This window comes from Streptomyces sp. MB09-02B, from assembly GCF_033794485.1.
GTDB lineage: Bacteria > Actinomycetota > Actinomycetes > Streptomycetales > Streptomycetaceae > Streptomyces.
Window position 1 is genome coordinate 14,672 of sequence record NZ_JARGEE010000028.1, and the last position, 25,234, is coordinate 39,905.

General features: G+C 72.0%; 29 protein-coding genes. 23 read left to right on the forward strand and 6 right to left on the reverse strand.

The window, feature by feature from the left end:
- Positions 1 to 55: 55 nt before the first annotated feature.
- Positions 56 to 220: a hypothetical protein gene (locus P1P70_RS06675; RefSeq protein ID WP_239753452.1), complete on the reverse strand. Its 165-nt coding sequence runs from the start codon at positions 218 to 220 to the stop codon at positions 56 to 58.
- A 243-nt stretch (positions 221 to 463) separates the two neighbouring features.
- On the opposite strand from P1P70_RS06675, the gene P1P70_RS06680 reads away from it, so the two are divergent.
- From P1P70_RS06680 to P1P70_RS06695, 4 genes are all read left to right on the forward strand, one after another.
- The gene (locus tag P1P70_RS06680) at positions 464 to 1,687 is read left to right on the forward strand and encodes an NYN domain-containing protein (protein ID WP_319235382.1); all 1,224 of its coding nucleotides are present in this window, start codon (positions 464 to 466) and stop codon (positions 1,685 to 1,687) included.
- Between the two features lie 145 nt (positions 1,688 to 1,832).
- Entirely contained in the window at positions 1,833 to 2,858 is a 1,026-nt protein-coding gene (locus P1P70_RS06685; RefSeq protein ID WP_319235384.1) for an ABC transporter ATP-binding protein, read from the forward strand.
- Positions 2,859 to 2,964: 106 nt separating this feature from the next.
- Positions 2,965 to 3,789: an ABC transporter permease gene (locus tag P1P70_RS06690; protein WP_319235385.1), complete on the forward strand. Its 825-nt coding sequence runs from the start codon at positions 2,965 to 2,967 to the stop codon at positions 3,787 to 3,789.
- 34 nt (positions 3,790 to 3,823) lie between these two features.
- Positions 3,824 to 4,504 (forward strand): DUF2567 domain-containing protein, encoded by a 681-nt coding sequence (locus P1P70_RS06695; RefSeq protein ID WP_319235386.1) that lies wholly within the window; start codon positions 3,824 to 3,826, stop codon positions 4,502 to 4,504.
- 229 nt (positions 4,505 to 4,733) lie between these two features.
- Here P1P70_RS06695 and ybaK read toward each other — a convergent pair whose 3' ends face one another.
- From ybaK to P1P70_RS06715, 4 genes are all read right to left on the reverse strand, one after another.
- The gene (ybaK, locus tag P1P70_RS06700) at positions 4,734 to 5,234 is read right to left on the reverse strand and encodes a Cys-tRNA(Pro) deacylase (RefSeq protein WP_319235387.1); all 501 of its coding nucleotides are present in this window, start codon (positions 5,232 to 5,234) and stop codon (positions 4,734 to 4,736) included.
- A gap of 17 nt (positions 5,235 to 5,251) precedes the next feature.
- Positions 5,252 to 5,992 carry an LON peptidase substrate-binding domain-containing protein gene (locus P1P70_RS06705; protein WP_319235388.1) on the reverse strand — a complete coding sequence of 247 codons (741 nt, stop codon included), beginning with the start codon at positions 5,990 to 5,992 and terminating at the stop codon, positions 5,252 to 5,254.
- 70 nt (positions 5,993 to 6,062) lie between these two features.
- Positions 6,063 to 7,073: a hypothetical protein gene (locus P1P70_RS06710; protein ID WP_319235390.1), complete on the reverse strand. Its 1,011-nt coding sequence runs from the start codon at positions 7,071 to 7,073 to the stop codon at positions 6,063 to 6,065.
- 217 nt (positions 7,074 to 7,290) lie between these two features.
- On the reverse strand, positions 7,291 to 8,874 hold the full coding sequence (locus tag P1P70_RS06715) for an oxidoreductase (protein ID WP_319235392.1): 1,584 nt from the start codon (positions 8,872 to 8,874) through the stop codon (positions 7,291 to 7,293).
- Positions 8,875 to 9,057: 183 nt separating this feature from the next.
- Here P1P70_RS06715 and hisD point away from each other — a divergent pair, with 183 nt between their 5' ends.
- The 8 genes from hisD to hisF all read left to right on the forward strand — a co-directional run bounded on the left by hisD (position 9,058) and on the right by hisF (position 14,843).
- A complete protein-coding gene (hisD, locus tag P1P70_RS06720) occupies positions 9,058 to 10,380 on the forward strand; it encodes a histidinol dehydrogenase (RefSeq protein WP_319235393.1) in 1,323 nt (440 codons plus the stop codon).
- Positions 10,377 to 11,486 carry a histidinol-phosphate transaminase gene (locus P1P70_RS06725; protein ID WP_319235395.1) on the forward strand — a complete coding sequence of 370 codons (1,110 nt, stop codon included), beginning with the start codon at positions 10,377 to 10,379 and terminating at the stop codon, positions 11,484 to 11,486. The genes hisD and P1P70_RS06725 overlap by 4 nt, the downstream gene beginning before the upstream one ends.
- Positions 11,483 to 12,076: an imidazoleglycerol-phosphate dehydratase HisB gene (hisB, locus tag P1P70_RS06730; protein WP_013004386.1), complete on the forward strand. Its 594-nt coding sequence runs from the start codon at positions 11,483 to 11,485 to the stop codon at positions 12,074 to 12,076. Before P1P70_RS06725 ends, hisB begins: the two co-directional genes overlap by 4 nt.
- Positions 12,073 to 12,237, forward strand: coding sequence for a hypothetical protein (locus tag P1P70_RS06735; protein WP_319235397.1), 165 nt, complete (start codon positions 12,073 to 12,075; stop codon positions 12,235 to 12,237). Before hisB ends, P1P70_RS06735 begins: the two co-directional genes overlap by 4 nt.
- The gene (gene hisH, locus P1P70_RS06740) at positions 12,234 to 12,875 is read left to right on the forward strand and encodes an imidazole glycerol phosphate synthase subunit HisH (RefSeq protein ID WP_319235399.1); all 642 of its coding nucleotides are present in this window, start codon (positions 12,234 to 12,236) and stop codon (positions 12,873 to 12,875) included. The genes P1P70_RS06735 and hisH overlap by 4 nt, the downstream gene beginning before the upstream one ends.
- Positions 12,876 to 12,877: 2 nt before the next feature.
- The gene (gene priA, locus P1P70_RS06745; protein ID WP_319235400.1) at positions 12,878 to 13,603 is read left to right on the forward strand and encodes a bifunctional 1-(5-phosphoribosyl)-5-((5-phosphoribosylamino)methylideneamino)imidazole-4-carboxamide isomerase/phosphoribosylanthranilate isomerase PriA; all 726 of its coding nucleotides are present in this window, start codon (positions 12,878 to 12,880) and stop codon (positions 13,601 to 13,603) included.
- Positions 13,600 to 13,992: a RidA family protein gene (locus tag P1P70_RS06750; protein ID WP_319235403.1), complete on the forward strand. Its 393-nt coding sequence runs from the start codon at positions 13,600 to 13,602 to the stop codon at positions 13,990 to 13,992. Before priA ends, P1P70_RS06750 begins: the two co-directional genes overlap by 4 nt.
- Positions 13,993 to 14,087: 95 nt before the next feature.
- Positions 14,088 to 14,843, forward strand: a complete 756-nt coding sequence (gene hisF / locus P1P70_RS06755) for an imidazole glycerol phosphate synthase subunit HisF (RefSeq protein ID WP_319235405.1) — start codon at positions 14,088 to 14,090, stop codon at positions 14,841 to 14,843.
- A 73-nt stretch (positions 14,844 to 14,916) separates the two neighbouring features.
- Here hisF and P1P70_RS06760 read toward each other — a convergent pair whose 3' ends face one another.
- Complete coding sequence (locus P1P70_RS06760; protein WP_319235407.1) at positions 14,917 to 15,552, reverse strand: TIGR03085 family metal-binding protein; 636 nt, start codon at positions 15,550 to 15,552, stop codon at positions 14,917 to 14,919.
- 246 nt (positions 15,553 to 15,798) lie between these two features.
- Between P1P70_RS06760 and hisI the strand changes: the two genes are divergently transcribed.
- The 11 genes from hisI to lgt all read left to right on the forward strand — a co-directional run bounded on the left by hisI (position 15,799) and on the right by lgt (position 25,167).
- A complete protein-coding gene (gene hisI, locus P1P70_RS06765) occupies positions 15,799 to 16,254 on the forward strand; it encodes a phosphoribosyl-AMP cyclohydrolase (RefSeq protein WP_319235409.1) in 456 nt (151 codons plus the stop codon).
- Between the two features lie 11 nt (positions 16,255 to 16,265).
- Positions 16,266 to 17,771 carry an anthranilate synthase component I gene (locus P1P70_RS06770; protein ID WP_319235410.1) on the forward strand — a complete coding sequence of 502 codons (1,506 nt, stop codon included), beginning with the start codon at positions 16,266 to 16,268 and terminating at the stop codon, positions 17,769 to 17,771.
- 25 nt (positions 17,772 to 17,796) lie between these two features.
- On the forward strand, positions 17,797 to 18,480 hold the full coding sequence (locus tag P1P70_RS06775) for a TIGR02234 family membrane protein (RefSeq protein WP_319235412.1): 684 nt from the start codon (positions 17,797 to 17,799) through the stop codon (positions 18,478 to 18,480).
- Between the two features lie 124 nt (positions 18,481 to 18,604).
- Complete coding sequence (locus P1P70_RS06780; RefSeq protein ID WP_319235414.1) at positions 18,605 to 18,877, forward strand: HGxxPAAW family protein; 273 nt, start codon at positions 18,605 to 18,607, stop codon at positions 18,875 to 18,877.
- 79 nt (positions 18,878 to 18,956) lie between these two features.
- A complete protein-coding gene (locus P1P70_RS06785) occupies positions 18,957 to 19,400 on the forward strand; it encodes a DUF2752 domain-containing protein (protein WP_319235416.1) in 444 nt (147 codons plus the stop codon).
- Between the two features lie 181 nt (positions 19,401 to 19,581).
- A complete protein-coding gene (trpC, locus tag P1P70_RS06790) occupies positions 19,582 to 20,391 on the forward strand; it encodes an indole-3-glycerol phosphate synthase TrpC (RefSeq protein ID WP_319235418.1) in 810 nt (269 codons plus the stop codon).
- Positions 20,392 to 20,583: 192 nt separating this feature from the next.
- Positions 20,584 to 20,763, forward strand: a complete 180-nt coding sequence (trpM, locus tag P1P70_RS45695; protein ID WP_413471426.1) for a tryptophan biosynthesis modulator TrpM — start codon at positions 20,584 to 20,586, stop codon at positions 20,761 to 20,763.
- A gap of 223 nt (positions 20,764 to 20,986) precedes the next feature.
- Positions 20,987 to 22,276 (forward strand): tryptophan synthase subunit beta, encoded by a 1,290-nt coding sequence (trpB, locus tag P1P70_RS06795; RefSeq protein WP_319235419.1) that lies wholly within the window; start codon positions 20,987 to 20,989, stop codon positions 22,274 to 22,276.
- Positions 22,273 to 23,091, forward strand: a complete 819-nt coding sequence (trpA, locus tag P1P70_RS06800; protein WP_060885059.1) for a tryptophan synthase subunit alpha — start codon at positions 22,273 to 22,275, stop codon at positions 23,089 to 23,091. Before trpB ends, trpA begins: the two co-directional genes overlap by 4 nt.
- Before the next feature lie 164 nt (positions 23,092 to 23,255).
- Positions 23,256 to 24,032 carry a thioredoxin domain-containing protein gene (locus tag P1P70_RS06805; RefSeq protein WP_319235421.1) on the forward strand — a complete coding sequence of 259 codons (777 nt, stop codon included), beginning with the start codon at positions 23,256 to 23,258 and terminating at the stop codon, positions 24,030 to 24,032.
- A gap of 136 nt (positions 24,033 to 24,168) precedes the next feature.
- Positions 24,169 to 25,167: a prolipoprotein diacylglyceryl transferase gene (gene lgt / locus P1P70_RS06810; RefSeq protein WP_319235422.1), complete on the forward strand. Its 999-nt coding sequence runs from the start codon at positions 24,169 to 24,171 to the stop codon at positions 25,165 to 25,167.
- The last annotated feature ends 67 nt before the right edge of the window (positions 25,168 to 25,234 follow it).

Sequence of the window (25,234 nt, forward strand, 5' to 3'; positions counted from 1 at the left end):
GTGTTCCGGACGCGCCCCTCGGTGTACCTGGGCTGCAACAGCCTTCACGCAGATGTCAGTTGTGACCGAAGCGCTTCTGCCGGCCCTTGCGGGCCATGTCGCCGGGCGTCACCTGGGTCGCGCGCTGCTCGGCCTGTGTCTCCAGCGAGGACTGCTGGGCCTGCTGCTGACCACGCTCGGACTGGGGCTGCTTACGGTCCTGCTTCTTGTTCTTGGCCATGGTGATCTGCCTCCTGTGGGGGATCTAGGGGCCAGGGCCGCGACCAGACTCACATAGCATGACAAGGTCCGCATTTCGGAAAATCACCGTCCGTGACGAGAGTTGTCGGACCGAGCGCCGCGCCACGGGGGCGCGCGCCCGGATACGCCACGCCGAAGATCGAGTTCCGGCCGTTAACCTCCGCGCGGTCGGGCAGACTCGAAGGAAGCCCGAAGCAAACCTCCCGGAAAGAGGGTGGATCGCGTGGACCGCTGCATCGTCCTGGTGGACGCCGGGTATCTGCTCGGCGCGGCCGCCAGCCTCCTCGCCGGGGAACCCTCCCGCTCCCGCATCACCGTCGATCACGCCGCCCTCATCCAGGGGCTGCGCGAACGCGCCGAGGCCGACACCGAACGGCCGTTGCTGCGCATCTACTGGTTCGACGGCGCCCCCGACCGCGTCCCGCAGCCCGAGCACCGCAGGCTGCGCGTGATGCCCCGGGTGACCGTCCGGCTCGGCGCGTTGACCCGCAGCGACGGACGCTGGGCGCAGAAGGGCGTGGACGCCGCCATGCACGCCGAACTGACCGAACTGGCCCGCAACCGCGCCTGCTCCGACGTGGTCCTCGTGACCGGCGACGGGGATCTGCTGCCCGGCATGATGGCCGCCAAGGAGCACGGCGTCGCCGTCCACCTGTGGGCCGTGCAGGCCGCCGACGGCGACTACAACCAGTCCGAGGACCTGGTGGCCGAGGCCGACGAGCGGCGGGTCCTCGACCGGATGTGGATCACCAAGGCCGTACGGGCCAAGGACCTCGGCGGGGTCTGCGCGCCCCAGCCGGTGCCGCGGCCGGAGATCGCCGCGATCCTGTCGGCGCCGCTGCCCGAGTCGGCGCTCGCGGCGGCCGCCGAGCGGTCACCCGGAGAGCCCGAGCACGCCTCGGCGGCCGGCGCCGCGCGCAACGGCAGCGAGGAGCGGGCGTCCGCGCCCAAGGGCGTACCGACGCCGAAGGACCTGGCGGCGATGCGGGGGCCGGGGGCCCACGCCGTGCAGCATCCGGCCACCGCCACGCTCAGGTGGTCCTCCGACAAGGGCTGGGTGGACCGGCCCGGGGGCGCGGCGGAGCCGCCGGAGGCCGCGGCGATGCCGACGCTGGCGCAGCTGACCTCGGCGGAGCAGCGGTGGGCCGACCGGGAGGAGGACATCACGACCGTGGGGGGCGATCCCTTCGAGGTCGGGCAGGTGTTCGCCCGGCGGTGGATGGCCCGGCTGACCGACCAGTCGCATCTGCAGAAGCTGTCGGGGATGTATCCGCGGGTCCCGCACCGGGTGGACGGGGAGTTGCTGCGATACGCCGCCCGGTTCGGGCTGCTGGCGCACAAGGACGATCAGATCGACGAGCACGACCGGTATGCGATCAGGGCCGGGTTCTGGCGGGAGATCGATGTGCGGACCGGGGTCGAGCACGCGCCGGCGGGGGAGCGGTAAGGGCGCCTCACGGGCCGGGGCTGACTGTTTTCGGGCGACTGCGGGTTGATTCTGGCTGGTCGCGCAGTTTCCCGCGCCCCTGACGGGGCGCGCTGCGGTGCCCCGGAGAGGGGACGGGCCCCCGGACCCCGTAGGCTCGTCCCTCGTGAGTACGCGTACGGCACAGGCGGTCCGGCATGGCGGGGACGTCGTGTGTGCTGTGCGGGGGCTCACCAAGACCTATCCGGCGACCCGTGGACGGCGCGGGACGCCGGGGACCCCCGAGGTGCGGGCCAACGACGCGGTGGCGCTGGAGGTCCGGCGCGGGGAGATCTTCGGGCTGCTGGGGCCCAACGGGGCCGGCAAGACCACCCTCGTACGACAGCTGACCGGGCTGATGCGGCCCGACGACGGCACCGTCGACATCCTGGGCCACGACATCGTGCGGCACCCGGAGCGGGCCGCCCGGATCCTCGCTTATCTGGGGCAGGAGTCGACCGCCCTCGACGAACTGACCGTGGCGCTCGCCGCGGAGACCACCGGGCGGCTGCGCGGGCTGGACGTACGGCGGGCGCGGGCCGAACGGGACGCCGTACTGGAGGAGCTGGGACTGACCGGACTCGCCGCGCGGCCGCTGAACAAGCTGTCCGGCGGCCAGCGTCGGCTCGCCTGTTTCGCCACCGCGCTCGTCGGGGAGCGTCCGCTGCTCGTGCTCGACGAGCCCACCAGCGGAATGGACCCGGTGGCCCGGCGCGCCGTGTGGGCCGCTGTCGACCGGCGGCGCGCCGAGTCCGGCACCACCGTCCTGCTGGTCACCCACAACGTCATCGAGGCCGAGACCGTGCTCGACCGGGTCGCCGTCCTCGACCAGGGCCGGGTCATCGCCTGCGACACGCCGGCCGGGCTGAAGGAACAGGTCGCGGGCGAGGTGCGGGTCGACCTGGTGTGGCGGGAGAAGGCACCGCTGGACGTGCCCGAGGTCGCGGCCCTGCGCCCGCGCGCCGTGGAGTCCGGGCGCCGCTGGACGCTCCGGCTCGCGCCCGAGGAGGCGCGTGCCGTGGTGGCCACCGTGACCGGGGGCGCCGCCTTCGTGGCGCTCGACGACTTCACCCTCGCCACACCGAGCCTGGAGGACGTCTACCTGGCGCTCGGCGGCAGCGCGGGCAGCGCTCAGGGACTGGTCAAGGGGTGAGGGACGCGGGCGTGAGCCGGAGAACAGTCGGTGCGCAGGTGAACGACGGGGCTGCCGCAGCCGTACGACAATGGGCGACAGCCGAAGCGAAGAGGAGCAGCTCGACGTGAGTGTCGTACCCGCCGAGATCCTGCCGGGCAAGGCCCTGGCCGTCGAGGAGCGCGTGGAGCGCGGAGCCGCCGAGCTCGGGCCCCGCGCGCGCCTGTGGCCGTCGCTCTGCGCGGTGTACCGGGCGCAGCTGTCCCGGGCGCGGGTCGCGCGGATCCCGCTCCTGTTCGTCGCCACGTTCCAGTCGATCGGGATCATGATCCTGATGCGCGGAGTGGTGGACGGCGGGGCCGAGGCGCACGCCGTGGTCGCCGGCTCGGCGGTGCTCGTCGTCGCCTTCGTCGCGCTGAACCTGCTGGCCCAGTACTTCGGGCAGCTGCGGTCCAGCGGCGGACTCGACCACTACGCGACGCTGCCGGTGCCGCCGGCGGCCGTGGTGCTGGGCGCGGCGGGGGCGTACGCCTCCTTCACCGTGCCGGGGACCGTCGTGACCGCCGTCTTCGGCTGTGTGCTCTTCGGGCTGCCGCTGACCCACCTCTGGGTGCTCGCCGCCGTGATCCCGCTGGCCGGGGCCGCGCTCGCCGGACTGGGCGCCGCGCTGGGGCTGCTCGCCCCGCGCCCGGAGCTCGCCACCGTGCTCGGACAGCTCGGCATGTCGGCGGCGCTGCTGCTGGGCGTGCTGCCGGCCGACCGGATGCCGGGCTTCGTGCAGTTCGCCCGGGACCTGCTGCCGTCGACGTACGGCGTGGAGGCATTCGCGCGGACGTTCGGACCGGACCCCGACTGGGCGTTCGTGCTCGGGAACCTCGCCGTGTGCGCGGGGGTCGGGGTCGTCTCGCTCGCCGTCGCCACCTGGGCGTACCGGCGGGCCGCCGTCCGGTGACGCGGCGCGCGGGCGGGCCTGGCACGATGGCAGAGTGACCGCACCGTTGACTCCTCCACCGCCGCCGCACGACCAGTCCCCGAACGACCCGTGGGCTCCGCCGCCCACCAGCGGTGGGGGCGGGGCGGAACCCTGGTACGGGTCGGAGAATCCGGAGAAGCCGGCCGGCCCCGGGCTCCGGACCGAGGTGATCGAGGCCGCCGTCGTCACCGTGGTCATGGCGCTGCTCGGCGGCGCGGTGCTGGGCGTCCTGTGGTGGTGGCTCGCGCCGCACGTGCCGCTCGTCTCCGACGGCTCGGCCGTCTACTTCAAGGACACCGAGGGCGAGCAGGCCGTGGGTGTCGACGGAACGTTCACGCTGCTGGCCCTGGGTGCGGGTGCGCTCAGCGGCCTTGTTGTTTTCCTGCTGCGCCGGCGTGGCGGGGTGCCGCTCACCGTGGCGCTCATGGTCGGCGGGCTGCTGGGGGCCGTGGTGGCGTGGCGGCTCGGGGTGTGGCTCGGGCCCGGGACCGATGTCGCCGCGCGGGCCAAGGAGGTCGGGCAGGGGGTGACGTTCTCGGCGCCGCTGAAGCTCGCGGCGAAGGGGGCGTTGTTGGCGTGGCCGTTCGCGGGGTTGCTGGTGCACCTCGGATTGACGGCGCTGTTCGGACCGCGTGATCCCGAGCCGTTCGAGTCCGAGCCGGGGAAGGACGGGTACGGCGCGTCGGTGGTGTGATGTTCGGGCGCCTGACAGCTCGGGGGTTCTGGTGCGTCGGCGAGTGCGGCCCGGTGGGGCTTCTCGCGCAGTTCCCCGCGCCCCTAAAGGCATCAGGCGCCTACGGGCCTGAAAGCGACGGGGCCGCGGGGTGAAAAGCACGGGGCGCAGCCCCTGCTTTTCAGGGGCGCGGGGAACTGCGCGAGAAGCCCACCGGCCCGGCAGCCGAGAACGCGCCGTCCCCCGCACGTCACGCGCGAGCGATCGGCGCGGTCACCGCCTCCGTGAGCTTCGCGAGGTCCCCGGGGGACAGCTCGACCTCCAGCCCCCGCCGCCCAGCCGAGACGCAGATCGTCGCGTGCGCGTCCGCCGACGCGTCCAGCACCGTGCGGAGCCGCTTGCGCTGGCCGAGGGGGGAGATCCCGCCCCGCACATACCCCGTCGTGCGCTCCGCGAGCGTGGGGTCGGCCATCGCCGCCCGCTTGCCGCCGACCGCCGTCGCCAGCGACTTCAGGTCCAGCGAGCCCGCCACCGGCACGACCGCCACCACGAGCGCGCCGTCGACGTCCGCCACCAGGGTCTTGAAGACCCGCTCGGGCGACACGCCCATCGCCTCGGCCGCCTCCTCACCGTAGGAGGGGTGCGCCGGATCGTGCTCGTAGGCGTGCACGGTGTACTCCACGCCCGCCGCCGTCAGGGCCACCGTCGCGGGCGTGCCGCCCGCCTGCTGCTTCTTCGACTTCTTCGCCATCGGCCTTCTCGTGTGCGTCAGTTGAGGCTCGTCGGGCCCCGCGTCAGCTCCGACGCGGGCAACGACGGCAGACTACGGATGATCGCGGACTCGGCGCGCAGGAGTTTCAGCTCGTCCCGCAGCCGGGACGCCGTGTCGGGGGCCTGGAGGAGTCGCTGCTTGGCCGGTGTGTCGAGCATCATCGCCGCCGCGACCAGGTACGAGACGACGGCCGGCTCGTCGGGCAGGTCCGCACCCGTCGACAGCGAGCGCTCCCGGGCGCCCGCGAGCCGCTTCTGGTACTGGCGAAACGCCCGCAGGACACCCTCGGCGAGCGCGCCCGCCTCGTCGCCCGCGTCCTCCGGCAGCTCCTCCAGGTCCGCCACGAGGAACGGACCCGTGGCGTCCACCGACAGCAGGCGCACGCGGGTGGTACCGGTCGCGAGGACCTCGTACGTGCCGTTGTCGCGCTCCCGGATGGTGGCCGCGTCCGCGATACAGCCCACGGAGTGGAACGCCTTCGTCGGCTCCTCGCCGAAGCCCGCCGTCGGGCCCCGGTCGGGCAGCGCGGTGGGATCCGGCATGCCCGGGGCGCTCGGCGCGACCTCGTGGCCGTCGCGGATGGCGACCACGGCGAAGCGGCGGGGTTGGTCCTCGGGGGTCTTCAGCAACTCGCGCATCATGGCGCGATAGCGCTCCTCGAAGATGTTCAGAGGAAGCACGAGCCCCGGGTACAACACCGAGTTCAGGGGGAAGAGCGGCAGCCGGACGGTGGTCACGAGGCCAGAGCCTAATGGTCGTCGGGCCGCGCGCGTTCGTCCGTACTCGTTTGGTGACCTCCCGGGAGAGCTATCCTTCGGCCCGCGCAGGCCCCTTCCGACGCGCGCGCAGCGGGATCGAGCACGCCACCTCCAGCCGTACGCCGTCCCGCAGCTGGAGGAACTGGCCCAGCGGATCGTCCGACACGCGGTCCCACGGGAACGACGTGGCGTACGGGCCGATCATCCGTAACTGGGCCAGGGCGTCGGACCAGCGCTCCAGCCTGACGAGGACGTAGGCCAGCAGGTTGCGGACCTCGGCAGGCCACGGGTCGCCGGGCCCGTACTCGGCCGAGAGCGCGATCGCCCCGTCCGCCGCCCGGTCCAGGCGCTCGCGCGGGATCGCGGCGCCGCCGCCGTCGGCGAGGTACGCGAAGGCCGCCCGCACCGGCAGGGCCCGGACGAGTGACCCGGGGAGCGCGTCCTCGGCGGCCCGCTCGGCGAAGTCGAAGCTTTCGCGGTGCGAGCCGTACCACGCGGCGGACAGGTACTTCAGGGCCGAGACATGACAGCCGTAGTGGTGCGGTGAGCGGCGGACCGCCTCCGCCCACAGCTGTTCGAAGCCGGAGTGGCCGAGCCCGGTGCCCCGGGCGTGGTCGAGCGCGATCCGCCAGGGCACGGGATCGCGCGGTTCGCCCTCGGCCGCTGCCGTGATCAACGGGCCGACCTCGCGCAGCAGTTCGGCTCGGGCGGGGGAGCGCCAGCCGCGGGCCACCGCCAGTTCGGCCCTGACCAGCAGGACGTCCGGGTCGTGCGGTGCGGCCCGGTGCCAACTCCGCAGCCACGCGTCGCGCGCGTCGGCGAAGGCGGCGAGCCGCAGCGCGTACCGGTCGCGGTTCTCCCACTCGGCGGCCTCCCGGGTGGTCGCCAGCAGCTTCGCCGCGGGGGTGTGGTCGCCGCGGCCGGCCGCCACCAGCGCGGGCCCGAGCCGTTCGTCCGGGGCGTCGAGCAGGACCTCGTCGTCGGCGGTCAGGCCCGCGGCGAGCCGTGAGGTGTGACGTGCCATCCGAGCAGTACGGACGAGCGCACGCAGCGGATCCATGGCGCCTGGCCCCCTTTTGCGCCTCGCCCGGTGCCGCTCTCGCGGACCGGGTACTCACCGTCGTGGTTTCGCGGATTGATGGTTCGCTGTGAAGACGGAGGGACGACGAGTCAGGTTGTCTGGAGGATCGGAGATCGGTTCGAAAACATCGGTCGACATCCGGTTGACATCCGGTCGAGACCCGGTCGACATCCGGTCGACTCCCGTACGGAACCGGTCAGTTCCTGCTCAGGAGGCGGGTGGCGCCTGCCGCCACCGTCGTCGCCAGGATCCAGCCCAGGATGATGACCACCGCCGCCAGCCACTGCCAGCTGTTCTCCAGCTGCCAGTAGCCGACCTGGCCGAGGTCGATGACCGGCAGCAGCAGGTCAAGGGCGAACAGGGACGCGTTCCAGTCCGGGTGTTCGCCGCTCTTCATCGGCGGATGCTCGGCGTGCGAGAAGGCGTACGAGGTGAGCGCCCACAGCACCGCCATCCACACCGCCGCCCGGCCCGGCCGGTACCCGTAGGCGACCGTCCAGTCCTGCGCGTACCCCCAGAGCTTGGCCGCCAGCGGCAGGTTCTCGCGCCGGTGGCGCTGCTTGGCGAGGAGCACCTCGCGGGCGCCCTCGTCGTCCCCGCCGGCCCGCAGCACGGTCGCCAGCCGCTCGTACGGCTCCGGGCTGTACTCGGCGGTCGCCGCCGCCACCCACTCCAGCCGTTCGGCCAGCGGGAACTGGCCGCGCGGTACGAGGGTCTCGTACTGGAAGCCGCCCATGTGCAGGTTGCCGGGGCCGGGCCAGCTCTCCGACTTGTCGATCAGGACGCCGACCCGGGCCCCGGACAGGACGACCTTGCCGCGCTCGGGCTTCTCCCCGAGGAAGCGCAGCTCGGGCACCTGGACCCGGCGCAGCGACAGCTCCTGGTCATCCGTGAAGGTGAACCGGGCCCGCTCCAGGTCGACGGAGTCGCCGAACCGTCCGTCGTCCAGCCTGATCCCGCCCTGGCACTCGAAGCGCTGCACCCGGGTCCCGCGCGCGGGGGTGCTGCCGCTGGTGTGCAGCGGATTGCCGATGCCGGCCGGGGTCAGATACAGGGTGCGCTCCACGGTCAGCTGCGGCGCGTTCAGGGCGAGCCGGCCGTAGGGGTTGGCGAGCCGGCTGCCGCGCAGGCTGAGCGAGGCCCCGACCGTCGCGCCGCGCAGACTCAGTTCGCCGTGCGACTCCAGCATCTCGGCCTGCACGTCCTGCGCGACGGTCAGCCCGTCGGCGGAGAGGGAGCGGCCGTGCCGGTCGCGGTAGACGACCGCCTGGTTGAGCAGCAGATCGGTGCCGATCTGGGCGTCGGCCAGTCGCACCCCGTTGTGGAACCGGCAGCGCGGCAGATGCAGATCGCCCTCCGTGTGCAGCCGGGCGGCCTCCAGTCGGGGCACCGAGCAGTCCACCAGTCGTACGGTCGTGAACCGGGCCTCCGGCAGCAGGATCTCCTTCTCGAACCGGCAGCCCTTCATCTCCACGTACGGCACCACCTGGCCGCCCGCGAGCTCCAGGACGCCCAAGATCTGGACGCCGACCAGCTTCAGCGCGGACACCCGGCCGGCCAGCGCGGGCGGGCCGTCCAGCAGCAGCCAGGCCACGATCCGGGCCCGCACGGACCGCTCGGGACCCCAGGGGTGGCCGCCGTGCGGATCGTCCACGGCGACGTCCCCGTCCCGCAGGTCGTACACGCTGCCGTTGCGGAAGGCCTGCCACATGCCCGCCTCGGCGGCGGTCAGGTCCTCCGGCAGGTCCCCGTCGTCCCGGATGCCGGGCCCCTCGCTCACGACTCTTCCATCCCCCGTCCTCGGCATTCACGTGTATCGCGCAACTGTTTACGCTGGTGATGCCCGCTGAGTGACAACCTGAACGCTAGACGTGAAGAGGATCTTCCGGGTTCCCGCGCGGGCGCGTATCAGCCATTGGAACGCCCGGACGGCCGCCTGCGCGGGTCTGAGAGAATTGGCCCTGTGATCTCCCGAATCGATCTGCGCGGCGACGCCCTCCCCGAGGGACCCGCCCTGCGCGACCTGCTGCCCCGAGCCGACTTCGACGTCTCGGCCGCCCTGGAGAAGGTGCGTCCGATCTGTGAGGCCGTGCACCATCGGGGCGACGCGGCGCTGATCGACTTCGCGGAGAAGTTCGACGGGGTACGCCTGACCTCCGTGCGGGTCCCGGCCGAGGCCCTCACGCAGGCGCTGGACCAGCTCGACCCCGCCGTCCGTGCGGCCCTGGAGGAGTCGATCCGCCGCGCCCGTACGGTCCACCGCGCGCAGCGCCGCACCACCCACACCACCCAGGTCGTGCCCGGCGGCACCGTCACCGAGAAGTGGGTCCCGGTCGAGCGCGTCGGTCTCTACGCCCCCGGCGGCCGGTCCGTCTACCCCTCCTCCGTGATCATGAACGTGGTCCCGGCGCAGGAGGCCGGTGTCCCGTCCATCGCCCTCGCCTCACCGGCGCAGGCCGAGTTCGACGGGCTCCCGCACCCCACGATCCTGGCCGCCTGCGCCCTGCTCGGCGTCGACGAGGTCTACGCGGCCGGCGGCGCCACCGCCGTGTCGATGTTCGCGTACGGCACCGAGTCCTGCCCGCCCGCCCCCATGGTCACCGGGCCGGGCAACATCTGGGTGGCCGCCGCCAAGCGGTACTTCACCGGCGTCATCGGCATCGACTCAGAGGCGGGCCCGACCGAGATCGCGGTCCTCGCCGACGACACCGCCGACCCGGTGCACGTCGCCGCCGACCTGATCAGCCAGGCCGAGCACGACCCGCTCGCCGCCGCCGTGCTCGTCACGGACTCCGTGGCGCTCGCCGACGCGGTCGAGAAGGAGCTCCAGCCGCAGGTCGAGGCCACCAAGCACATCGAGGACCGTATCCGGCCCGCCCTGGCCGGCCGGCAGTCCGCGATCGTCCTGGTCGACGGCGTCGACGAGGGCCTGCGCGTCGTCAACGCCTACGGCGCCGAGCACCTGGAGATCCAGACGGCCGACGCCGCCGCCGTCGCCGAGCGGGTCGTCAACGCGGGCGCGATCTTCATCGGCCCCTGGGCCCCGGTCTCGCTGGGCGACTACGCGGCCGGCTCCAACCACGTCCTGCCGACCGGCGGCTGCGCCTGCCACTCCTCCGGTCTGTCCGTCCAGTCCTTCCTGCGCGGCATCCACATCGTCGACTACACCGAGGACGCGCTGGCCGAGGTCGCGCACCACGTGGTGACGCTGGCGGAGGCGGAGGACCTCCCCGCGCACGGTGCGGCGATCAAGGCAAGGTTCGGCTGGAAGGTACCTGGCAAGTGAGCTTCGGAATCGACGATCTCCCCGTACGGGACGAACTGCGCGGCAAGAGCCCCTACGGCGCGCCCCAGCTCGACGTCCCCGTACGCCTGAACACCAACGAGAACCCGTACCCCCTGCCCGAGCCGCTGGTCGAGCGGATCACCGAGCGGGTGCGGGAGGCGGCCCGGCACCTCAACCGCTACCCCGACCGGGACGCCGTCGAGCTGCGGACCCGACTCGCCGAGTACCTGACGGACACCTCCGGCCACGAGGTCGGCCTCGCCAACGTATGGGCCGCCAACGGCTCCAACGAGGTCATCCAGCAGCTGTTGCAGACCTTCGGCGGGCCCGGCCGCACGGCCATCGGCTTCGAGCCCTCGTACTCCATGCACGGCCTGATCGCGCGGGGTACGGGCACCGGCTGGATCTCCGGCCCCCGCGACGACGACTTCACGATCGACCTCGCCGCCGCCGAGAAGGCGATCGCCGAGCACCGGCCCGACGTCGTCTTCGTCACCACCCCCAACAACCCCACCGGCACCGCCGTCCCGGGCGAGACCGTCCTCGCGCTGTACGAGGCCGCGCAGGCGGCGAAGCCGTCGCTCGTCGTGGTCGACGAGGCGTACATCGAGTTCAGCCACGGCGACTCGCTGCTGCCCCTGATCGAGGGCCGGCCGAACCTCGTCGTCTCGCGCACGATGTCGAAGGCGTTCGGCGCGGCGGGCCTGCGCCTCGGCTACCTCGCCGCCCACCCGGCGGTCGTGGACGCCGTCCAGCTGGTCCGGCTGCCGTACCACCTGTCGGCCGTCACCCAGGCGACCGCCCTCGCCGCCCTGGAGCACACCGGCACGCTGCTGAAGTACGTCGAACAGCTGAAGTCGGAGCGGGACCGGCTGGTGGGCGAGCTGCTGGCGATCGGCTACGAGGTGACCGCGTCCGACGCCAACTTCGTGCAGTTCGGCCGGTTCGACGACTCCCACACCGTGTGGCAGAGCATCCTCGACCGGGGCGTCCTGGTCCGGGACAACGGAGTGCCGGGATGGCTGCGGGTCACCGCCGGAACCCCCGCCGAGAACGACGCGTTCCTCGACGCGGTACGTGAACTGAAGAAGGAGCAGAGCGCATGAGCCGCGTAGGACGCATAGAGCGGACCACGAAGGAGACCTCGGTCCTCGTCGAGATCAACCTCGACGGCACCGGCCGGACGGAGATCTCCACCGGGGTCGGCTTCTACGACCACATGCTCGACCAGCTCGGCCGGCACGGTCTGTTCGACCTGACCGTGAAGACCGACGGCGACCTGCACATCGACTCCCACCACACCATCGAGGACACCGCCCTCGCGCTGGGCGCCGCCTTCAAGCAGGCCCTCGGCGACAAGGTGGGCATCTACCGCTTCGGCAACTGCACGGTCCCGCTGGACGAGTCCCTCGCCCAGGTCACCGTCGACCTCTCCGGCCGTCCCTACCTCGTGCACACCGAGCCCGAGAAGATGGCGCCGATGATCGGCGAGTACGACACCACGATGACCCGGCACATCCTGGAGTCCTTCGTCGCCCAGGCCCAGATCGCGCTGCACGTCCACGTGCCGTACGGGCGCAACGCCCACCACATCGTCGAATGCCAGTTCAAGGCGCTGGCGCGGGCGCTGCGCTACGCCTCCGAGCGCGACCCGCGCGCGGCCGGCATCCTGCCCTCCACGAAGGGCGCGCTGTGAACGGGCTGTCCACCGTCCTGATCGTCGTCGGCCTCTTCCTGGTCGGCGGGATCATCTCCTTCGTCAAGCAGGGGATGCCGAAGCAGCTCGTCGTGCTGCTCTCCGTCGGCGCCGCGATGTGCCTGGTCGCCGGTGCCATGAGGCTGGAGGTGTGGAATTGAGCGCCCCCAAGAAGGTCGTCGTCTTCGACTACGGCTTCGGCAACGTGAGGTCCGCCGAGCGCGCCCTCGCCCGCACCGGCGCCGAGGTCGAGATAACCCGTGACTTCGACAAGGCCATGAACGCCGACGGGCTGCTGGTCCCCGGCGTCGGCGCCTTCGCCGCCTGCATGAAGGGCCTCAAGGAGGCGCGCGGCGACTGGATCATCGACCGGCGCCTCTCCGGCGGCCGCCCGGTGATGGGCATCTGCGTCGGCATGCAGATCCTCTTCGCACGCGGCATCGAGCACGGCGTGGAGACCGAGGGCCTCGACGAGTGGCCCGGCGCGGTCGAACCGCTCCAGGCCGAGATCGTGCCCCACATGGGCTGGAACACCGTCGACGCCCCGGCCGGCACCGAGCTGTTCGCCGGCCTCGACGCCGACGCCCGCTTCTACTTCGTGCACTCCTACGCCGTCCACGACTGGACCCTGGAGACGCACAACCCGGCCCTGACCAGCCCCAAGGTCACCTGGTCCACGCACGGCAAGCCCTTCGTGGCGGCCGTGGAGAACGGCGCCCTGTGGGCCACGCAGTTCCACCCCGAGAAGTCCGGCGACGCCGGAGCGCAGCTGCTGAACAACTGGATCGGAACCCTGTAGCCATGGCAAAGCTCGAACTCCTCCCCGCCGTCGACGTCCGTGACGGCCAGGCGGTCCGGCTCGTCCACGGCGAGTCCGGCACGGAGACCTCCTACGGCTCCCCGCTCCAGGCCGCGCTCGCCTGGCAGGGCGCGGGCGCCGAGTGGCTGCACCTGGTCGACCTGGACGCCGCGTTCGGCACCGGCGACAACCGGGACCTGGTCGCCGAGGTCACCCGCGCGATGGACATCAAGGTCGAGCTGTCCGGCGGCATCCGGGACGACGCCTCCCTGGCGAAGGCCCTGGCCACCGGCTGCACCCGGGTCAACCTCGGCACCGCCGCCCTGGAGAGCCCCGAGTGGGTCGCCAAGGTCATCGCCGAGCACGGCGACCGGATCGCCGTCGGCCTCGACGTACGCGGGACGACCCTGAAGGGCCGCGGCTGGACCAGCGAGGGCGGCGACCTCTACGAGGCGCTGGAGCGGCTCGACAAGGAGGGCTGCGCGCGGTACGTGGTCACGGACATCGCCAAGGACGGCACGCTCCAGGGCCCGAACCTGGAGCTGCTGAGGAACGTCTGCGCGGCCACCGACCGCCCCGTCGTCGCCTCCGGCGGGGTCTCCTCCCTCGACGACCTGCGGGCCATCGCCGAGCTTGTCCCCCTCGGTGTCGAGGGCTCCATCGTCGGGAAGGCCCTGTACGCGAAGGCGTTCACCCTGGAAGAGGCCCTGGAGGTTGTGTCGTCATGACGTCCGATGCCGTGCGGCGGCTGCAGAGCGGGAGTCCCTGGGAGGAGTCCTTCGGTTTCGCGCGCGCCGTCGCGGCGGGCGACCGCGTCCTGGTGGCGGGCACCACGGCCTTCAAGGGCGATGTGCTCCACGGGGAGGGCGACCCCTACGAGCAGGCCAAGGTGGCCTTCACCAGCGCGGTCGAGGCCCTCGGCGAGTTCGGGCTCGGCGCCGCGTCCGTGATCCGTACGCGGATGTACCTGACGCACATGCGGGACGTGGAAGCCGTGGGGCGGGCCCACAAGGAGATCTTCGACCCGGTGCGTCCGGCCTCGACCCTGCTGGTCGTGGAGGGATTCGTCGACCCGCGCATCCTGGTCGAAGTAGAGATCGAAGCATTCCGGGGCTAGGCCTTCGCCGGGCCTGCCCGAGCCTTTCTGGGTTTTGCTGGCTTTTGCTGGGTTTTTTCGGGTTTTTTCGGGTTTTTCTAAGGAGCCGTGGATTCATGACCCTGGCGGTCCGAGTCATCCCCTGCCTGGACGTGGACAACGGCCGGGTCGTCAAGGGTGTCAACTTCCAGAACCTGCGCGACGCGGGCGACCCCGTCGAGATGGCGAAGGTGTACGACGCCGAGGGCGCCGACGAGCTGACGTTCCTGGACATCACCGCCTCGTCGGGCAACCGCGAGACCACCTACGACGTGGTGCGCCGCACCGCCGAGCAGGTCTTCATCCCGCTCACCGTCGGCGGCGGCGTCCGCACCGCCGAGGACGTCGACAAGCTGCTGCGGGCCGGCGCGGACAAGGTCGGCGTCAACACGGCGGCGATCGCCCGCCCCGACCTGATCCGCGAGATCGCCGAGCGGTTCGGCCGCCAGGTGCTGGTGCTGTCGGTCGACGCGCGCCGTACCGAGTCGGGCTCCTTCGAGGTCACCACCCACGGCGGCCGCAAGGGCACCGGCATCGACGCCGTCGAGTGGGCCCACCGGGCCGCCGAGCTCGGCGCGGGCGAGATCCTGCTCAACTCGATGGACGCGGACGGCACCAAGGACGGCTACGACCTGGAGATGATCACCGCCGTCCGGGGGCACGTCACCGTCCCGGTCATCGCCTCCGGCGGCGCCGGCAAGCTCGCCGACTTCTCCCCGGCCATCGAGGCGGGCGCCGACGCCGTCCTCGCCGCCTCCGTCTTCCACTTCGGCGACCTGCGCATCGGCGAGGTCAAGGACACGCTGCGAGGGGCCGGGCACGCCGTACGGTGACGCCGTCGGACCTCGGACGCGAGCCCCGGCCACCAGGTGACCGGGGCGGCGCACCGGATCACATCGACTCCGCTCAGATACCCAGCTGCTTCGTCTCGTGCAGCTTGGTGATCGCCTCCTTCTCGCCGTCCAGCTCCACGTCGGCCACCTGCTGACGGCCGTACAGGAACAGCAGCAGCTCGGACGGCTCACCGGTGACCGTGACCACGGGCGTGCCTCGATGGGCCACCGCCGTCCGGCCGTCCGGGCGGCGCAGGACCAGGCCGGTGGGGGAGCCACGGCCCATGAGACGGGAGGTGCGCTCCAGACGGGACCACAGGGCGTCCTGGAAGACATGGTCGAGCTCGCGCGGGGTCCACTCGGGCCCGGCCCGGCGGATGTCCTCGGTGTGGACGTAGAACTCGATCGTGTTCGAGGCCTCGTCGATCTGCTTCAGGGAGAAGGGCGAGAAACGCGGCGGACCGGTACGGACGAGCTGGACCAGCTCCTCGTACGGCTTCGCGGCGAACTCCTCCATCACGCGGTCCAGGCGCGACGCGAGCTGCTTGATGAGGATGCCCCCGGCGGCGTCGGGGCGGCGCTCGCGGACCACCACGTGCGCGGCCAGGTCACGGGTCGTCCAGCCCTCACACAGGGTGGGGGCATCGGGGCCCGCGGTCTCCAACAGGTCGGCGAAGAGAAGCCGTTCACGCTTGGCATGGGTCGACATGCCAGCCAGCCTACGACCGTGCCACCGCGGTGCACAGCGCAGGTCCGGCCGAGGCGGCACGAGTCTCCCGGTGCCGGGGGACGACGGCGGCACGAGCCTCCCGGTGCCGGGGGGACGACGGTGGCACGAGACCCCCGGTGCCGGGGGACGACGGACGTTCGGCCGGGAGGGCATTCGTACGACAAGCAGGTCCGGCCTGTGGACAACGGACGAGGCCGATCCGCGCGGCGCGGCACAATGGCACGCATGACCAGCACGCCGTCCTCCAGCAGCCCTCTCGGTCCCGGAGCCCCCGCCAGCCCCGGCACCGCCGGCGCGCTGGACCCCGAGATCGCCGCCCGCCTCAAGCGCGGCGCCGACGGGCTCCTGCCCGCCATCGCCCAGCAGTACGACACCGGTGAGGTGCTCATGCTCGGCTGGATGGACGACGAGGCCCTGCACCGCACCCTCACCACCGGGCGCTGCACCTACTGGTCGCGCAGCCGCCGCGAGTACTGGGTCAAGGGCGACACCTCCGGCCACTTCCAGTGGGTGAAGTCCGTCGCCCTGGACTGCGACGCCGACACCCTCCTCGTCAAGGTCGACCAGATCGGCGCCGCCTGCCACACCGGCGACCGCACCTGCTTCGACGAGGACGTCCTCAAGGCCGTGGAAGGCGCCCCGGGCGCCGTCGATTCCGACGTACCGTCACTGGATCAGTAAGGTCAGCCGCCATGGACCTCGAGACGTTCCGCAAGCTGGCCACCGACCGTCGTGTCATCCCCGTCAGCCGCAAGCTCCTCGCCGACGGCGACACCCCCGTCGGGCTCTACCGCAAGCTCGCCGCCGAGCGCCCCGGCACCTTCCTGCTGGAATCCGCGGAGAACGGCCGCTCGTGGTCCCGCTACTCCTTCGTGGGCGTCCGCAGCCACGCCACCCTCACCTCCCGCGACGGACAGGCCCACTGGCTCGGCACCCCGCCCGTCGGCGTCCCCGTCGACGGTGACCCCCTCGCCGCGCTGCGCGCCACCATCGAGGCGCTCCACACCCCGCACCAGGAAGGCATGCCGCCCTTCACCGGCGGCATGGTCGGCTACCTCGGCTACGACATCGTGCGCCGCCTGGAGAAGATCGGCCCCGGAGAGCGGGACGACCTCAAGCTCCCCGAGCTGACCATGCTGCTGACCAGCGACCTGGCGGTCATGGACCACTGGGAGGGCTCGGTCCTGCTGATCGCCAACGCCATCAACCACAACGACCTGGACACCGGCGTCGACGAGGCCCACGCCGACGCGATCGCCCGCCTCGACGCCATGGAGGCCGACCTCGCCCGGTCCGTCGCCCAGCCCCCGGCCGCCCTCCCGCACTCCGAGCTGCCCGAGTACACCGCCCTGTGGGGCGGCCCCGACTTCCAGGAGGCCGTCGAGGACATCAAGGAGCGCATCCGGGCCGGCGAGGCCTTCCAGGTCGTCCCCTCCCAGCGCTTCGAAACCCCGTGCACGGCAAGCGCGTTGGACGTCTACCGGGTCCTGAGGGCCACCAACCCCTCCCCGTACATGTACCTGTTCCGCTTCGACGGCTTCGACGTCGTCGGTTCCTCCCCCGAGGCCCTGGTCAAGGTCGAGGACGGACAGGCCATGGTCCACCCCATCGCCGGCACCCGGCACCGGGGCGCCACCCCGCAGGAGGACCAGGCCCTCGCCGACGAACTGCTCGCCGACCCCAAGGAGCGCGCCGAGCACCTGATGCTCGTCGACCTGGGACGCAACGACCTGGGCCGGGTCTGCGAACCGGGCTCGGTCGAGGTCGTCGACTTCATGTCCGTCGAGCGGTACTCGCACGTGATGCACATCGTGTCCACCGTCACCGGCCGGGTCGCACCGGGCCGCACCGCCTTCGACGTCCTCACCGCCTGCTTCCCCGCCGGCACGCTCTCCGGCGCCCCCAAGCCGCGCGCCATGCAGATCATCGACGAACTGGAGCCGTCCCGCCGGGGCCTGTACGGCGGCTGCGTCGGCTACCTCGACTTCGCCGGGGACTCCGACACCGCCATCGCCATCCGCACGGCCCTCCTCCGGGACGGCACGGCCTACGTCCAGGCCGGCGCCGGCATCGTCGCCGACTCCGACCCCGTCGCCGAGGACACCGAGTGCCGCAACAAGGCGTCGGCGGTCCTGCGCGCGGTGCACACGGCCAACCGACTCGGACAACAGGGCGCTTCTCACGTGAACCCCGGGTGACAGCCCACCCGGGGCGCAGGCGATAGTGGAGTACGTGACCGCAGCACCTCACCCCCCTTCCGAGCCCGCGTCCGTACGCTCCGGCCGGCGCAGCCTCGCCCTGGCGCTGCTCAGCGGCGCCCTCGGCGCGGCCGTCGTGCTGCTCGCCACCAGGCAGCGCTGGTCGGAGGGCACCATCACGGTGGCCGGCGGCCCCTTCCCGCTGACCGCCAAGGGCAGCGACGTCACGGGGCTGCCGGCGTCCCTCGCCATCGTGGGCCTCGCCGCACTCGTCGCCGTCTTCGCCGTGCGCCGGTCCGGGCGCGTCCTGGTCGCGGTCCTGCTCGCCCTCTCCGGCGCCGGCACGATCGCCGCCGCGCTGCACGGCGCGTACGACAGTTCGGCGCTCGACGACAAGGCGGCCGAGGCCTCCGGCGACACCGCCGCCACCGTCGACGCGCTCAGCCACACCGGCTGGCCGTACGTCGCGGCCGTCGGCGGCGCGCTCATCCTGTTCGCCGGGCTGCTCGCCCTGCGCTACGGACGGCTGTGGCCCACGATGTCCGGCCGCTACGAGCGCGACGGCACCCCCCGCCCGCGCAAGGCCCGGCCGGTCGACCCCGACCGTCCCGAGGACATGTGGAAGGCCCTGGACCGGGGCGAGGACCCGACGGGACCCGACCCCGACCAGCCCGCGCCGACCACGGACCGCACGAAACCGGGAACGTGAGAGTGGACACCCCCGCTCATGGCACCCGTACCCGTACGGAACAATGGACGGCGAGCGTCCGACTCAGCACAGGCATCGAGCGTCACGCACCGAGCACGACGCAATGAACAACGAGGAGCAAGTCATGGCGGGCAGCAGCCACGGTCACACCCCGGCCGCCTGGACCGGCGTCACCATCGCCTTCATCGGTTTCTGCGTCTCGGGCGCCTACATGGTGATGGCCCAGCCGCTGGGATTCTGGGCCGGCATGGTCATCGTCGTCCTCGGCGGCGTCGTCGGCATGGTCATGCGCGCCATGGGCATGGGCCAGCCGAAGGACGCGCACGCCGTGTACGAGACGGCGGCGGTACGCGCGGGCACCACCACGACCACCGAGCCGGCCACCGCCCAGGGCTGACGTCCGCGAGAGGGGCGGCCCGGCGGGATCGAACCGCCGGATCGCCCTTCGTGCGCGTGTACGGCCCGCACGGGGCAGAATGCGGTGTGTGAACGCCGAGACCGCACCCACCCCCACGCAGCGGAGCCGCGCGCTGCGCGGGCTCTGGGTACCCGCAGCAGCGCTCACGGCCGTCGGCGGCGCCTTCGCCTACGTCGCGGCCGTGGACCCCAACGAACCCGGCCACTACCCGGTCTGCCCGCTGTGGCGCTTCACCGGCCTCTACTGTCCCGGCTGCGGCGGCCTGCGCAGCGCGCACGCCTTCGCGCACGGCGACCTGGCGACCGCGTTCACCGACAACGCGCTGGCCCTCGCGGGTTTCCTCGGGTTCGCGGTGCTGTGGACCGTCTGGGTGGTCCAGGTGGCGCGCGGACGACCCCTGCGCCTGCGGTTCGGGACCGTTCAGGTGTGGTCGCTCGGCGCATTGGCGCTGGTCTTCACGGTTGTCCGGAACCTGCCGTTCGGTGGCTGGCTCCATCCTTGATCAAACGGCGAACGTCCAGGTAGTGGGACCGACGTCAACCGGATGCGAGGCCCGCGCCCTCCTGCGGATACCATCGCAGTGAACTGCCTGAACCCTGAGAACCGCTCGACTGTCAAGACATGACCGTCAAACGTTGTCACTGATTTTCATCATTCTCACCGTCTGAAAGGGGACCGCTCGCGTGAGTGTGCTCGACGAGATCATCGACGGAGTCCGTGCCGACCTCGCGGAGCGGCAGGCGCGCGTCAGCCTCGACGAGCTCAAGGAGCGCGCGGCGAAGGCTCCGGCGGCCAAGGACGGCGCGGCCGCGCTGCGCGGCGACGGCGTCAAGGTGATCTGCGAGGTCAAGCGTTCCAGCCCCTCCAAGGGCGCGCTCGCCGCGATCGCCGACCCGGCCGGTCTCGCGGCCGACTACGAGGCGGGCGGCGCGGCCGTCATCTCCGTCCTCACCGAACAGCGGCGCTTCGGCGGCTCGCTGGCCGACCTGGAGGCCGTCCGCGCCCGCGTGGACATCCCCGTCCTGCGCAAGGACTTCATCGTCACCTCGTACCAGCTGTGGGAGGCCCGGGCGTACGGCGCCGACGTGGCCCTGCTGATCGTCGCGGCCCTCGACCAGCCGGCTCTGGAGTCGCTCATCGAGCGGGCCGAGTCCATCGGGCTCACCCCGCTCGTCGAGGTCCACGACGAGGACGAGGTCGAGCGGGCGGTCGACGCCGGCGCCCGGGTGATCGGAGTCAACGCCCGCAACCTCAAGACCCTCGAGGTCGACCGCACCACGTTCGAGCGGGTCGCCCCGGAGATCCCCGACTCCATCGTCAAGATCGCCGAGTCCGGCGTCCGGGGTCCGCACGACCTCATCGCCTACGCCAACGCCGGCGCCGACGCGGTCCTCGTGGGCGAGTCCCTCGTCACCGGCAAGGACCCCAGGACCGCCGTCGCCGACCTCGTGGCCGCGGGCGAGCACCCGGCACTGCGGCACGGCCGCAGCTGACCCGGGCATGACCGCCCGCACCCGCACCGCCCACCGGCCGGGGCCCATCCCGGCCGGGGCGACCGTTGGCGGGCGCGCGGTGTGCGGGATCGCGGCGTGCGAGGCGGCGGACCGAGTACCGACGACCTTGCCCGCTATCACCCACACGGGTGAGGCGACACGGGTAGGCTGTGCCCCGTGTTCTCGATCACGATGACTCCCAGGGACCCCTACGCCCGCCTCGCGCGCGGGTGTCGTCCCCGTGGCTGCCGGGCGCCCGCCCGTCGCGTCCACGGGCGCCGGGTCCGCTACGTCATCGGTGACGAGCCGGGTCAGGTGAACGGCATGCGATGGCCCAGGACACGTACGCGCGGATGCCCCGCGGGCAGCTGAGCCGCCGCGCCCTCCTCGTGAACTCCGGGTGTTCCGTCCCCGGCGGACGGTGAGGGCGCTCTCGGTCGGTTCGGCACCGCCGGTCGGCACCGTCGTGGCCGCTCGCCGTCACGGCGGGGGAGCCCGGACGGGGTCGACGGAGCTGCCCCGGCAGCGCGCGTACGTGACCGCTGTGAGCCGGAGTCCGATCGACTACGGGGCCACGCCCCTGCGAGGTATGCGCATGTCCAGTGAATTCTTCATTCCCGACCCCGAGGGTCAGGTTCCCAGCGCCGAGGGGTATTTCGGCGCGTTCGGCGGCAAGTTCATCCCGGAGGCGCTGGTCGCCGCCGTGGACGAGGTCGCCGTGGAGTACGACAAGGCCAAGCACGACCCCGAGTTCGCGCGCGAACTCGACGACCTGCTCGTCCACTACACCGGGCGGCCCAGCTCGCTCACCGAGGTGCCCCGGTTCGCCGAGCACGCCGGCGGAGCGCGGGTCTTCCTCAAGCGCGAGGACCTGAACCACACCGGGTCCCACAAGATCAACAACGTGCTCGGCCAGGCCCTGCTCACCAAGCGCATGGGCAAGACCCGGGTCATCGCCGAGACGGGAGCGGGCCAGCACGGCGTCGCCACCGCCACGGCCTGCGCGCTCTTCGGCCTCGACTGCACGATCTACATGGGCGAGATCGACACGCAGCGACAGGCCCTGAACGTCGCCCGGATGCGCATGCTCGGCGCCGAGGTCGTCGCCGTGAAGTCCGGCTCCCGCACCCTCAAGGACGCCATCAACGAGGCGTTCCGGGACTGGGTCGCCAACGTCGACCGCACCCACTACCTCTTCGGGACCGTGGCCGGCCCCCACCCCTTCCCCGCCATGGTGCGCGACTTCCACCGCGTCATCGGAGTCGAGGCCAGGCGGCAGATCCTGGAACGCGCCGGACGGCTGCCCGACGCGGCCGTCGCCTGCGTGGGCGGCGGCTCGAACGCCATCGGGCTCTTCCACGCCTTCATCCCGGACGCCGACGTACGCCTCATCGGCTGCGAGCCGGCCGGGCACGGTGTCGAGACCGGCGAGCACGCGGCGACGCTGACCGCCGGGGAGCCGGGCATCCTGCACGGTTCGCGCTCGTACGTCCTCCAGGACGAGGAGGGCCAGATCACCGAGCCGTACTCGATCTCGGCCGGCCTGGACTACCCGGGCATCGGCCCCGAGCACGCCTACCTCAAGGACAGCGGGCGCGGCGAGTATCGCGCCGTCACCGACGACGCGGCCATGCAGGCGCTGCGTCTGCTGTCACGCACCGAGGGCATCATCCCGGCGATCGAGAGCGCCCACGCGCTCGCCGGGGCCCTGGAGGTCGGCAGGGAGCTGGGCAAGGACGGGTTGATCGTCGTCAACCTGTCCGGGCGCGGCGACAAGGACATGGACACGGCAGCGCGTTACTTCGGCCTGTACGACGGTGGTGCCGACGCCGAGGTCGCCGCCGACGCGGCCGATCTCGCCGAGATCGAGGGGGACGCCAAGTGAGCGGGAACATCCAGCTGTTGAGTGACACCCTCGCCGCCGCCAAGGCGGAGGGGCGGTCCGCCCTCATCGCCTACCTGCCGGCCGGGTTCCCGACCGTCGACGGCGGTATCGCCGCGATCAAGGCCGTCTTCGAGGGCGGCGCCGATGTCGTCGAGGTCGGGCTGCCGCACAGCGACCCGGTCCTCGACGGGCCCGTCATCCAGACCGCCGACGACATCGCCCTGCGGGGTGGCGTCAAGATCGCCGACGTGATGCGCACGGTGCGGGAGGCCCACGAGGCCACCGGGAAGCCGGTGCTGGTCATGACGTACTGGAATCCCATCGACCGCTACGGCGTCGAGCGCTTCACGGCCGAGCTCGCGGAGGCGGGCGGCGCGGGCTGCATCCTGCCCGACCTGCCCGTCCAGGAGTCGGCGCTGTGGAGGGAGCACGCGGAGAAGCACGGGCTCGGTACGGTCTTCGTGGTCGCGCCCAGCAGCAGGGACGCCCGGCTCGCGGAGATCACCGCCGCGGGCAGCGGCTTCGTCTACGCGGCCTCGCTGATGGGCGTCACGGGCACCCGGGAGTCGGTGGGCGCGCAGGCCCAGGACCTGGTGGAACGCACCCGGGCCACGGGGTCGGGCCTGCCGGTCTGCGTCGGCCTCGGCGTCTCGAACGCCGAGCAGGCCGCCGAGGTCGCCGGGTTCGCCGACGGTGTGATCGTCGGCTCCGCGTTCGTGAAGCGGATGCTGGACGCGCCCGACGAGGCGGCCGGCCTGGACGCCGTCCGGGAACTGGCGGGCGACCTCGCGAAGGGCGTACGCCGGGGCGCGTGAGCGGCCGGCAGGCCGGGCGTGCGACCCGGCGCACGAGAGAACTCGTGACGTTCACCCGTTTGTCGTACGGGGATCGCTGGACGTAACGGGCAATCCGCTCACTCGAACGGGTGGAAGTGGGATCGGGGAGGCGCTGAGCGCCTCCCCGGTTCGTTCTGCGGGATGTGAGCGAGAAGAACCGTGAGGGAAAGCGCACCGCCCGTGAACGGCTGGCGGAGGAGCGCGAGAAGCAGAAGGCCGCCGAGAAGCGCCGTCGGGTGCTGATCGTGGGCGCCTCCGTGGTGTGCGTGCTGGGGCTGGCCGCCGTGATCGGCGTCGTGGCGGCGAACGCGGGCAAGGACGACGAGTCCGACGCCTCGGGCCCGGTCGTCGCGCCCTCGGGGGCGAACGGCGAGGACAGCCTCGCCATCCCCGTCGGGGACGCCGGCGCCGAGTCGACCCTCTCCGTGTGGGAGGACTTCCGCTGCCCGGCCTGCAAATCCTTCGAGGACGCCTATCGCTCGACGATCCACGAGCTGACCGAGGCCGGGAAGCTGAAGGTCGAGTACCACCTCGCCACCCTGATCGACGGCAACATGGGCGGCAGCGGCTCCCGCAAGGCCGCGGGCGCCGCGGCGTGCGCACAGAACGAGGGCAAGTTCCCCGCGTACCACGACGTGCTCTTCCAGAACCAGCCGCCCGAGACGGACGACGCCTTCGCGAGCGAGACCAAGCTGTTCGACCTGGCGAAGAAGGTGGACGGGCTGGACACCGCCGCCTTCCGCACCTGCGTCGAGGAGGGCAAGCACAACAGCTGGGTCGCCAAGTCGAACGAGGCCTTCCAGAAGGGCGGCTTCTCCGGCACACCGAGCGTCTTCCTCAACGGCACCAACATCTACGCGGACCAGTCCATGACCCCGGCCAAGCTGAAGCAGATGGTGGAGGCGAAGGCCGCGGGGTGAGCCGGGGGTGGGTCGGGAGTGAACCGAGGGCCCGCCGGGGCCGTGGGGCGTCAAGGAACAAGCGGTACGGCGTTATGGACCCGTTGCCGGGGCGCCCGCCGTCGGCCGGGCCCAGCAGGGTAGCGTCGACCTTGCCATGGAACTTGCCTACATTCCCAGCCCGTCGCGCGGGGTGCTGTACCTCGGTCCCGTCCCGCTGCGCGGCTACGCCTTCTGCATCATCATCGGTGTCTTCGTAGCCGTCTGGCTCGGCAACAAACGCTGGGTCGCGCGGGGCGGACAGGCCGGCACGATCGCCGACATCGCTGTATGGGCCGTGCCCTTCGGCCTGATCGGCGGACGGCTCTACCACGTGATCACGGACTACGAGCTGTACTTCAGCGAGGGCCGTGACTGGGTGGACGCCTTCAAGATCTGGGAGGGCGGCCTCGGCATCTGGGGCGCGATCGCCCTCGGCGCGGTGGGCGCGTGGATCGGCTGCCGTCGGCGGGGCATCCCGCTGCCCGCGTACGCCGACGCCGTCGCACCCGGTATCGCCCTCGCCCAGGCGATCGGGCGCTGGGGCAACTGGTTCAACCAGGAGCTGTACGGGAAGCGGACGGATCTTCCGTGGGCCGTGGAGATCACGTCCTCCACGGACGGGCGACTGCCGGGCACGTACCACCCGACCTTCCTCTACGAGTCGCTGTGGTGCATCGGCGTCGCCCTGCTTGTCATCTGGGCGGACCGCCGGTTCAAGCTCGGGCACGGGCGGGCGTTCGCGCTGTACGTCGCCGCGTACTGCGCGGGGCGGTTCTGGATCGAGTACATGCGGGTCGACGAGGCCCACCACATCCTCGGAATGCGCCTCAACAACTGGACCGCGCTGTTCGTCTTCGTCCTCGCCGTGGTCTACATCGTCCTGTCGGCCCGCAAGCGGCCGGGACGGGAGGAGATCGTCGAGCCGGGGGTCTCCGACGGTGACGGGGACGAGGGTGCTGCCGCGTTGGGTGACACGGAGTCCAAGCCGGAGTCGGAGTCGGAGTCGGAGTCGAAGGAGTCTTCGGCCAAGGCTGATGCCGAGGAGAAGAAGGACGCGGGGGCCTCCGGCTCGGGGGGCGCGAAGAAGGAGACCCAGTCCGCGGAGAAGAGCTGAGACACGGCCGCTCCGGTCGCTGTGTCGCCGACCCACCTGTCCCTTCGGGGGTGGGTGGGTTTTGGTT

What these genes read in the sequence shown, in the direction of transcription:
- P1P70_RS06780 (WP_319235414.1), top strand. Translation starts at nt 18,605, where the DNA reads ATGGCGGGCAGCAGCCACGGTCACACCCCGGCCGCCTGGACCGGCGTC.
- P1P70_RS06675 (WP_239753452.1), bottom strand. Translation starts at nt 220, where the DNA reads ATGGCCAAGAACAAGAAGCAGGACCGTAAGCAGCCCCAGTCCGAGCGT.
- lgt (WP_319235422.1), top strand. Translation starts at nt 24,169, where the DNA reads ATGGAACTTGCCTACATTCCCAGCCCGTCGCGCGGGGTGCTGTACCTC.
- hisF (WP_319235405.1), top strand. Translation starts at nt 14,088, where the DNA reads ATGACCCTGGCGGTCCGAGTCATCCCCTGCCTGGACGTGGACAACGGC.
- trpM (WP_413471426.1), top strand. Translation starts at nt 20,584, where the DNA reads ATGACTCCCAGGGACCCCTACGCCCGCCTCGCGCGCGGGTGTCGTCCC.
- hisB (WP_013004386.1), top strand. Translation starts at nt 11,483, where the DNA reads ATGAGCCGCGTAGGACGCATAGAGCGGACCACGAAGGAGACCTCGGTC.
- P1P70_RS06760 (WP_319235407.1), bottom strand. Translation starts at nt 15,552, where the DNA reads ATGTCGACCCATGCCAAGCGTGAACGGCTTCTCTTCGCCGACCTGTTG.
- P1P70_RS06710 (WP_319235390.1), bottom strand. Translation starts at nt 7,073, where the DNA reads ATGGATCCGCTGCGTGCGCTCGTCCGTACTGCTCGGATGGCACGTCAC.
- P1P70_RS06750 (WP_319235403.1), top strand. Translation starts at nt 13,600, where the DNA reads ATGACGTCCGATGCCGTGCGGCGGCTGCAGAGCGGGAGTCCCTGGGAG.
- trpB (WP_319235419.1), top strand. Translation starts at nt 20,987, where the DNA reads ATGTCCAGTGAATTCTTCATTCCCGACCCCGAGGGTCAGGTTCCCAGC.
- P1P70_RS06785 (WP_319235416.1), top strand. Translation starts at nt 18,957, where the DNA reads ATGCGGTGTGTGAACGCCGAGACCGCACCCACCCCCACGCAGCGGAGC.
- hisI (WP_319235409.1), top strand. Translation starts at nt 15,799, where the DNA reads ATGACCAGCACGCCGTCCTCCAGCAGCCCTCTCGGTCCCGGAGCCCCC.
- ybaK (WP_319235387.1), bottom strand. Translation starts at nt 5,234, where the DNA reads ATGGCGAAGAAGTCGAAGAAGCAGCAGGCGGGCGGCACGCCCGCGACG.
- priA (WP_319235400.1), top strand. Translation starts at nt 12,878, where the DNA reads ATGGCAAAGCTCGAACTCCTCCCCGCCGTCGACGTCCGTGACGGCCAG.
- P1P70_RS06770 (WP_319235410.1), top strand. Translation starts at nt 16,266, where the DNA reads ATGGACCTCGAGACGTTCCGCAAGCTGGCCACCGACCGTCGTGTCATC.